Below are 8,447 nucleotides of genomic sequence, written 5' to 3'. Positions count from 1 at the left end.
TTGAATCACAACCGATTCATCCGATTCAATATGTCTCCGGACAGACACTTAAAGAGCATTGCCATAGCGCGGTTCCCGAGGTGCCAGAAGGCAAGCACTGTGCGATCGATGAATCCGAGTCGCCAGATCCCTGATCAGAAGGCACGAGATGGAGATGACTCAACAACAATGCGTGTTGCCGCCTCGTGTCGGTGAGACGCGCTCCCGCAGCACCCGGCTGGCAGGCGGGCCGCTCGACGTCATTTTCTTCATCAGCATCCCGTCCTTTCTGCTGTTCGCGATCGCCCTCATCGACGCGAACAGAACCTTCTTCCTCGCCGGGGCGATCTGGGCCGCGACGACCGCGATCACCAGAGGCGTGCATACGCTGCTCAATGCCGAGCAGTTCTCGCTATGCCGGCTGGCAGCCGCCTTCAGCCTCGCCTTCCTCCTGGGTGGGACGGTGCCCGTCAACATCGAGGTGCTGTTCTACGGCAACTCGCCGTCGCACGCTGCTTTCGGCATGTTCCCGATCCTCGATGTGCCGCCGCAAGCCTACGTCGCTCTCTATCTCGTCGCATTTCACGTGGTCTGCGAGCTTCTGGGCCCCATCGACAACAGATGGTGGCGCCGGCCGATCGCCCTGCTCATCGAGCGATCCGAAGCAGGAAAGCGATTGGTCGGCATGGATCTGCTCGTGCTGGCTGCTGTGGCAGCCCTGAGCGGATACGCCATTGCAACTGGCCAGCTCGGGATCAACAAATTCTATCTCGAAGGCGGGGCCGCCGGCGAGAATTCGATCGTCGGAAGTCTGCTCACGGTCATGCCGCCGCTGGCGGTAGGGATCGCGGCAGCTCTCCTCTACCGTCATCGACGCAATCTGCTGAACGTCGTGACCATCGTTGTCCTCTCGTTTCCGGTTTTGTTGAACCTATTCAGCCAGGGCCGACGGCCACTGTTGTTCAGCTTGGCCGCGGCCGTCGCAATCGTGCTGTGGCAGTCGAGACGCAGTGTTCGGGTTGGGGCCATCGTGCTCGCTCTTCTCTTGGCGCCACCAGTGCTCAATGTCATTTCGACGTATTTTCAGGCGGTTCGCCTCACCTACCACGAAACAGGCGGTCGCCGCGCCGAGCGCGGTCTGCTCGAGACGCTGCGCTCGCAAGCCCTGATCAGCAGCAACTATGCGGGTGCCGCGGAGCATGGGTTGCGAGACTTCACGGTGCGAGCCAACAGCCTGAACTTCTTCGCCGAGTTCGCCGATCGCATGCGTTCAGACCAGCATACACTCGGCTTGCTCAGCCTCGGCGCGGTGCTGAGGAACGTGCCGGCTGCGTTGTGGCCAGAGAAACTAACGATGACCAAGGAATTCGACAATCCGGAATATTACATCATGCGCCTCCTCGGCATGAACGAGTTGGATGCGGCCGTTCCCCTTTCCGCACACGCCTATGCCGAATTCGGGTGGCTCGGAATCATCTTCTGCGGTTCGATCCTCCTCTTGCTGAGCTGGTGCTTGGCGATCCTCGCTTCGATGACCTCATGCGTTGCGGTCCCGGCCGCTACGCTGACAGTAGCAATCTGCATGAGCTTAGATGTGGAAGCGAACTTGACGACTGACCTCAATTGGCTCCGCACCGTGGCCATGCTCGTTCTGCCAATGACCGTGATCGGCTTGTTTCTCAAGTCTGGCCGCACTCGTCCAGGAGCATTTGTGAATTTGGCAGGACCGGGGAGGTTGCAGCGGTGACGCATGGCGCGACGCTCGAGGGCAAATGATGGATGCCGTTGACTGGCACCAGCAGCTCGGACGCCGGTTCGAGGAAGGATACGAGCGCTCGCGCGCCTTCAGGGAGCGGCTCGAGGTCTGGTCGGACCTGATTCGCAGCTACAGCGCGCCGGGAGCCGACGTGCTCGACGCCGGATGCGGTCCGGGTGTCTTGGCGGGTATCGCCGCCCGGATGAACCGGTCGGTCCATGGTTTCGACGCCAGCTCGGAGATGGTGGCGCTGGCCCGCGCCCGCGCCGGGCGCGAGCAGATCGCCAACGCGACGTTCGAGGTGGCCTCGCTCGGCGATCCGCAATTACTCGCCGGGCGCACGTTCGGCCTCGTTCTTTGCTCCAGCGTGCTGGAGTACATCGCCGACATCGACACGGCGCTCGATTGGCTGGCGGCACGGACGACCGACGGCGGTGTCTTCATCCTGTCGCTGCCGAACGGGCGCAGCCTTTATCGCAGGGCCGAGCGCCTCGTTTTCGGGCTGATCGGGCGGCCACGCTACTATGCTCATGTCCGCCATACGCCGCTGCCGGAGACCGTCGACGCCCTTCTCGAGCGGCGCGGGTTCCTGATCGAGGCGCGGCACAGCTACGCCGGCACGCCGCTGATCTCCGCGCCGGCCCGGCGCATCGGGCTGGCGCAATACGCCGACAACCTGCTCGTCGCCGCCGCCAGGAAGGGCCGCCGATGAAACGAGTCCTGGTCGCCGCTGCGACGGTCGAAGCGGGCCGAGGCGGAATCGCGCGCGTGGCGCGCATGTCCGCGCGCGCTCTCGCCGAGTCCCGTTACAGTGTCACCTGTATCTCTTACCTCGACCAGTCGGCGGTCGAGCTCGGCGGCGAGCGGTCGCACGTTGCCAAGGGCAACAAGCTGCACTTTCTCGCGCTCTGCCAAGCGGCGTCACTTCGCGCCGATTTCTGCCTCTACGATTCGGCCGGCATCGCGCGGGCCCGTGCGAGATTGCCGGGGCTGCGACGACCCTATGCCGTTTGGATGCACGGGATCGAAGCCTGGGAGAACCTTTCGCCGGCTGCCTCCGACGCACTGCGCGGCGCCGCACTAGTCCTCGTCAATTCGCATTATACCTTACGGCGATTCGAGGCGCTTCACGGAGTTTTGCCGACCGCACGAGTATGTTTGCTGGGGACCGAGGACGACGCTCCCGCACAGGCACCGCGCATCGCCGCGGAGCCTCGCGTGCTCATCCTCAGTCGCATTGAGGAGGCGGAGTCCTACAAAGGGCACGCGGAGCTGATTGCGGCCTGGCCGGGGGTCGTGGCGCGCATTCCTGCGGCACGGCTCGTGATTGCGGGTGGCGGCTCGGGTGTCGGGCGCATTCGCGAGGCCGCCGCACGCTCGCCCGTGGACGGCAACATAGACGTGCTCGGCTTCGTGCCAGAGGCACAGGTCGCAGAGCAGTGGGCGCAAGCGACCGTGCTCGCAATGCCGAGCCGGGGCGAGGGGTTTGGTCTAGTCTACATCGAGGCGATGAGACTGGGATTGCCGGTCATCGCCTCGGTTCATGATGCCGGCGAAGAGGTCAATGTCGACGGCACGACCGGTTTTAATGTCTCTCTCGATCACGACGGCGAATTAACCGAGAGGATCGTCATGCTTCTCGGCGACGCCGAACTTGCGGCCCACATGGGCGACGCGGGCCGGACGCGATGGACCGAGCACTTCTGCTACAGCGCCTTCCGCGCGAGGTTCCGCAGTGCTATCGACGGGCTGTTTTCCGACGCAACGAGCAGGCCATGACGCTGACCCGACGCGGGGCCATCTCGATCCCGGGCGCCACCATTGCAGCGAAACTCGCGGGCAGCTCAGCTGGGGCCGTGGCGGGCGCGCCGCCGAGCGGCGCGCCGCGGCAGATCCGGGCGGTGGAGTTCGACGATCGCGATCACTTCCTGCGCTGTCCGGCAGAGCTGGTGGCGGACGCTACGCACGTCGTGCTGGCCCGCGTGCATCCGCGCGCCGCGCGCCAGCCGCGGGGCAGCCTTACCTACGTGCGGAGCGCGGATTCAGAGGGCCTCGCCGGCGAGGTCGTCAAGGACGGCATACATTGGCTGCCGCTCTACGATCGCGACCCTGTCAACGTGCTGCAATTCGGCGCTGCCGGAGACGGACAGACCGACGACATCGCGGCGCTCGAGGTGGCGCGCGATTTTGCGCTGGGGTTCGGCGGCGAAGTCGAGTTTCCCGCCGGCAACTATCGGATAACGCGAACCTTCCGCATCGGACCGCCTCGTTGGCGAGGCTACGAGGAGCAAGCCTACCGGACCAACTATCTGAAAGGTGCGGAGCAAGCTCCGTTGCACGTGGACGAGAACCTTTACGCCAACTACCGCCTCATGGCCATCGGCCTGCGGGCACGCGGGGCGGTCAACATCATCGCTGATTTCACTGCCGACCGCCTCACCCCGGTGGTCGAGTACAACGTGATGAGCAACCTCGGCGTCAGCTCCATCGTCGGTCCGTTCCGCGTCATCCCGCCCGCCCTGTTCGATGGCCGCCGCTACCGACGCAACTCGGGCTACAAGCCGACCGGCAATCTCATCGGCTGGGCGTTCAACGGACACGGCGTCAAGCGCATCCAGGGAATCGCGGCGAGCGGCATGACGATCGGTGCCATCGCCGTGTCGCTCTATTGGTCGAGCCTGTCCGATATGCACTTCGAGGCGTGTGGCGACTGCCTCAACGTGCCGAATGCGAACGCAATGCGCATCAGCAACGTCGTGATGTGGTACTCCGAGCGCGGCCTGGTGATCGACGGTGCCGCCTCCTATGTCGGGCAAATCCATGCTCAGCAGGTCGGCCAGGAACTCGTGGTGCCTTTCGCCGAGTGCTGCGATTTCGAGGACTGCTATTTCGAGGACGCCAGCAAGGAGCCGTCGCCCGGCACCCACGCCGTCACTCTCGGCCTCGAGCCGAACGCGGGCAAGCGCATCATCGCGACGCAGATGCGCTCCGTTCGCGTCGGCGCACGCAGGCCCGGCAAGCGATCGTTCGTGATCCGCACAGCGACTGGACTGACGCTCAACGGATGCCGTGAGTACAGCGGCGGCGTCGATGCTGACCAGGTTTCGAACGGCATTTTGATCGGTACCGATTTCGCGCACGCACCCGCACTTCCCGGCGACCGTTTTACACGTCTATGATATTATTCACATGCGAACCCAGCCGGGCGCCAAGGTGATGATCATGACGATCAATTCCCGCGCCATCCCGGCCGGCTACTGGACCCAGGACCACGGCGAGGGTGGGGCCGCATCGTGGGCGAGGGCTGCCACTCCGTCGACCTGCTGCGCTTCCTCGCCGTCGCGCCGATCGTCGCCACGCACCTCCAGCCGATGGCGACGCCGACCCGCGACATCGCCACCCTCACGCTCGGGTTCGCCAACGGCTCGACCGGCACGGTCCACTACTCCGCCCTCGGCACCAAGGCGATCCCCAAGGAGCGCCTGGAGGTCGTCTCCGACGGCCGGGTGCTGCAGCTCGACAATTTCCGCACCCTGCGCGGCTAGGGCTTTCGCGGGTTCCGCAAGATGGCGTTGTGGCGCCAGGACAAGGGGCAGGCGTCCTGCGCCGCCGCCGTTGTCGCGGCGGTCGCGGCCGGGGCGCCGGCGCCGACCGCGTTCGAGGAGTTCATGGAGGTGAGCCGCGCCACCGTCGCGCTCGCGGAAGCGGCTGTCCAGTGACAGCGGCCGGCTCGTTTTCATCGCTTCGACGGACCCCCGCCGATGCCGTGCGGCTGTTCCACACGGTGCGTCATCTCCGCCCGGTCCAGATCGTCGGCCGGGTCACCGCACGACTGGAGCGCGGCCGGCCCGAGATCGCCCCTGCCCCGCCGCTGCGGCCGCGGCCCGGCCCCTCGGTCCGGCCGCCGACGCGGGCGCCGAGCCTCCTCGGCCGCTGGCGCGTCCGGTTCCTGAACCAGGACGGCGAGATCGCCCATCCGGCGCAGTGGAACGACCCGGCGCGGCCAAAGCTCTGGCTCTACAACCTCCACTATTTCGACGACCTCTCGGCGGCCGGCGCAGAAGGCCGGCGCGACCTCCACGGCGCGCTAATCGAGCGCTGGGTCGCCGAGAACCCGCCCGGCACGGGCAACGGCTGGGAGCCCTATCCGGTCTCGCTGCGGGCCGTGAACTGGATCAAGTGGGCACTCGGCGGTGCAACGCTCGCGCCGCGCTGGGCCGACAGCCTCGCGGTGCAGATCCGCTGGCTGGCGCGCCGGGTCGAGTGGCATCTGCTCGGCAACCACGTGCTCGCCAACGCCAAGGCGCTGGTCTTCGCCGGCCTGTTCTTCGCGGGCGAGGAGGCCGAGCGCTGGCTGGCGCAGGGGCTGTCGATCTACGAACGCCAGCTCCCCGAGCAGATCCTCGCCGACGGCGGCCACTTCGAGCTGTCGCCGATGTACCATGCCATCATCCTCGAGGACCTGCTCGATCTCGTGAACCTCGCCCGCAGCACCGGGCACGCGGACGGGCGTGTGTTCGCCGGCCTGCCGGAGATCATCGGACGGATGCGCGTGTGGCTCGCCGTAATGACTCATCCCGACGGCGGCCCGTCCTTCTTCAACGACGCCGCCTTCGGCATCGCCCCGAGCCGCGCCGACCTCGACCGGTACGCCGACCGTCTTGGCCTGCCGGCGATCGCGGAGCCAGGCGACGGCGTCCATCACCTCGCCTCCTCCGGCTATGTGCGGGTGAACGACCAGGACATGGCCGCGATCCTCGACGTCGCTCCGATCGGCCCCGACTACATTCCCGGCCACGCCCACGCCGACACTCTGTCGTTCGAGCTGTCGCTCGGGACCGAGCGGATTATCGTCAACGGGGGAACCTCGACCTACGCCCCCGGGCCCTTGCGCGAGGCGCAGCGCGCTACCGCGGCGCACTCCACGGTCGAGGTCGAAGGCGAAAACTCCTCCGAGGTCTGGGCGAGCTTCCGCGTGGCACGCCGGGCGCGGATTCGCGAACTGGGCATCGATCGATCGCCTGACGGGGTGCGAGTTTCGGCCTCACACGACGGGTATCGGCGGCTGGTCGGCGCGCCGGTGTGCCGCCGCACCTGGACCTTCCGGAACCGCGCGCTCGCTGTTTCCGACGAGGTTTCGCGCACGAGGGCGACCGCGGCAGTCGCGCGGTTCTTCCTCGGACCGGGCGTGACGATCACGACGGGGCAGGACAGGAGTTCCGGAACGATCGCGTCCGAACGCGGCCGTCGACTGGGCTGGGCACTCGACGCCCAAGGTCGGATCGAGGCCGCGACCTGGTATCCCACCTTCGGAACGGCTCGGCCGATCACATTCCTCGCGGCCCCACTCGTAGCGGGACGGCTGACCGCGACCTTCGATTGGCCCTGACCGGTGCACATTTTCTTCTTCACCGACAATTTTCCGCCCGAGGTCAACGCTCCGGCGTCGCGGACGTTCGAGCACTGCCGCGAATGGGTGAGAGACGGCCACGGGGTCACGGTCATCACGTGCGCTCCCAACTTTCCGAAGGGGCGCGTGTTCGACGGCTATCGCAACCGACTCTGGTCACGCGAACGGATGGACGGTATCGACGTGATCCGCGTGTGGACCTTCATCGCCGCGAACGAAGGATTCCTGAAGCGCATCGCCGACTATGCGAGCTTCATGCTGACCTCCGTTCCGGCGAGCCTGTTCGTTCGCAAGGTGGACGTCATCGTCGCCACGTCCCCTCAGCTGTTCACGCCCTGCGCGGCGCTGATCGCGAGCCTTCTCAAGAGGCGGCCATACGTCTTCGAGCTCCGCGACCTGTGGCCGGAATCGATCCGCGCCGTCGGCGCGATGAGGAACTCCCGCATTCTCGACGCGCTGGAGGCGCTCGAGCTCCTGCTCTATCGACGCGCCGCCCATGTCGTGAGCGTCACTCAGGCGTTCCGACGGAATCTGATCAGTCGCGGCGTGGACGACGACAAGATCAGCGTGGTGATGAACGGCGCCGACCTGACGCGCTTCCGTCCCTGTCCGCGCGACGAATCCCTCGCTCGCCGCTTCGGGTTCGAGCACAAGATTGTCGTGGGATACGTCGGAACCCACGGGATGGCTCACGCGCTCACCACAGTGTTGAACGCAGCCGAGACCCTCCGGGACGACCCGGAGACTCGCGACGTGCAGTTCTTGTTTCTCGGCGACGGCGCTCAAAAGGAGCAGCTGAAGTCCGATGCGGCTACCAAACGGCTGTCCAACGTCGTCTTCCTCGACACCGTTCCGCGCGAGGAGGTCGTTCGTTATTGGACGCTGGTCGATATTGCCGTCATTCATCTCAAGCGCACTCCATTGTTCGAGACAGTCATCCCGTCCAAGCTCTTCGAGTGCATGGCGATGGGCATTCCCGTCCTCCACGGAGTCGCGGGGGAATCGGCCGAGATCGTCCGGCGTGACCACGCCGGCCTCGTCTTCGAGCCCGAAGACGATCATGCGCTGGCGACCCACATCAAGACGTTGGTGCGAGATCCCGATCTCCGGCGCCGGCTCTCCGACAACGCTCTGGCAGCATCGCGGAGCTACGACCGGTCCTCCCTCGCACGACGAATGCTGGACATCCTCGAGCGGACGGCGCGGCAAGCCGAGCCCCCTGCGACCGATGCGCCGAGCTCGCGGTCCACCTGAGTGTCTGTCCGGAGACATATTGAATCGGATGAATCGGTTGTGATTCAA

General features: G+C 65.9%; 8 protein-coding genes. All 8 read left to right on the top strand.

Features of this window, described 5'->3' with window-relative positions:
- The first annotated feature begins 154 nt into the window (after positions 1–154).
- The 8 genes from A33M_RS19090 (at position 155) to A33M_RS19060 (ending at position 8,399) form a co-directional block, all read left to right on the top strand.
- Positions 155–1,726 (top strand): hypothetical protein, encoded by a 1,572-nt coding sequence (locus A33M_RS19090; protein ID WP_008390704.1) that lies wholly within the window; start codon positions 155–157, stop codon positions 1,724–1,726.
- A 28-nt stretch (positions 1,727–1,754) separates the two neighbouring features.
- Positions 1,755–2,447, top strand: a complete 693-nt coding sequence (locus A33M_RS22575; RefSeq protein ID WP_008390702.1) for a class I SAM-dependent methyltransferase — start codon at positions 1,755–1,757, stop codon at positions 2,445–2,447.
- Complete coding sequence (locus A33M_RS19080) at positions 2,444–3,514, top strand: glycosyltransferase family 4 protein (protein WP_008390700.1); 1,071 nt, start codon at positions 2,444–2,446, stop codon at positions 3,512–3,514. Before A33M_RS22575 ends, A33M_RS19080 begins: the two co-directional genes overlap by 4 nt.
- Positions 3,511–4,914, top strand: coding sequence for a glycosyl hydrolase family 28-related protein (locus A33M_RS19075; protein WP_157223571.1), 1,404 nt, complete (start codon positions 3,511–3,513; stop codon positions 4,912–4,914). The genes A33M_RS19080 and A33M_RS19075 overlap by 4 nt, the downstream gene beginning before the upstream one ends.
- 114 nt (positions 4,915–5,028) lie before the next feature.
- Entirely contained in the window at positions 5,029–5,280 is a 252-nt protein-coding gene (locus tag A33M_RS19070; protein ID WP_008390696.1) for a hypothetical protein, read from the top strand.
- 21 nt (positions 5,281–5,301) lie between these two features.
- Positions 5,302–5,454, top strand: coding sequence for a hypothetical protein (locus A33M_RS24225; protein ID WP_008390694.1), 153 nt, complete (start codon positions 5,302–5,304; stop codon positions 5,452–5,454).
- Between the two features lie 446 nt (positions 5,455–5,900).
- Positions 5,901–7,124 carry a heparinase II/III family protein gene (locus tag A33M_RS19065; protein WP_237718423.1) on the top strand — a complete coding sequence of 408 codons (1,224 nt, stop codon included), beginning with the start codon at positions 5,901–5,903 and terminating at the stop codon, positions 7,122–7,124.
- 3 nt (positions 7,125–7,127) lie between these two features.
- On the top strand, positions 7,128–8,399 hold the full coding sequence (locus A33M_RS19060; RefSeq protein WP_008390690.1) for a glycosyltransferase family 4 protein: 1,272 nt from the start codon (positions 7,128–7,130) through the stop codon (positions 8,397–8,399).
- The last annotated feature ends 48 nt before the right edge of the window (positions 8,400–8,447 follow it).

It is taken from the genome of Rhodovulum sp. PH10 (assembly GCF_000293785.1).
Taxonomy (GTDB): Bacteria; Pseudomonadota; Alphaproteobacteria; order Rhizobiales; family Xanthobacteraceae; genus Rhodoplanes.
The sequence above is the reverse complement of the archived record's forward strand: the minus strand, read 5'-3'. Positions and strand labels throughout refer to the sequence as shown.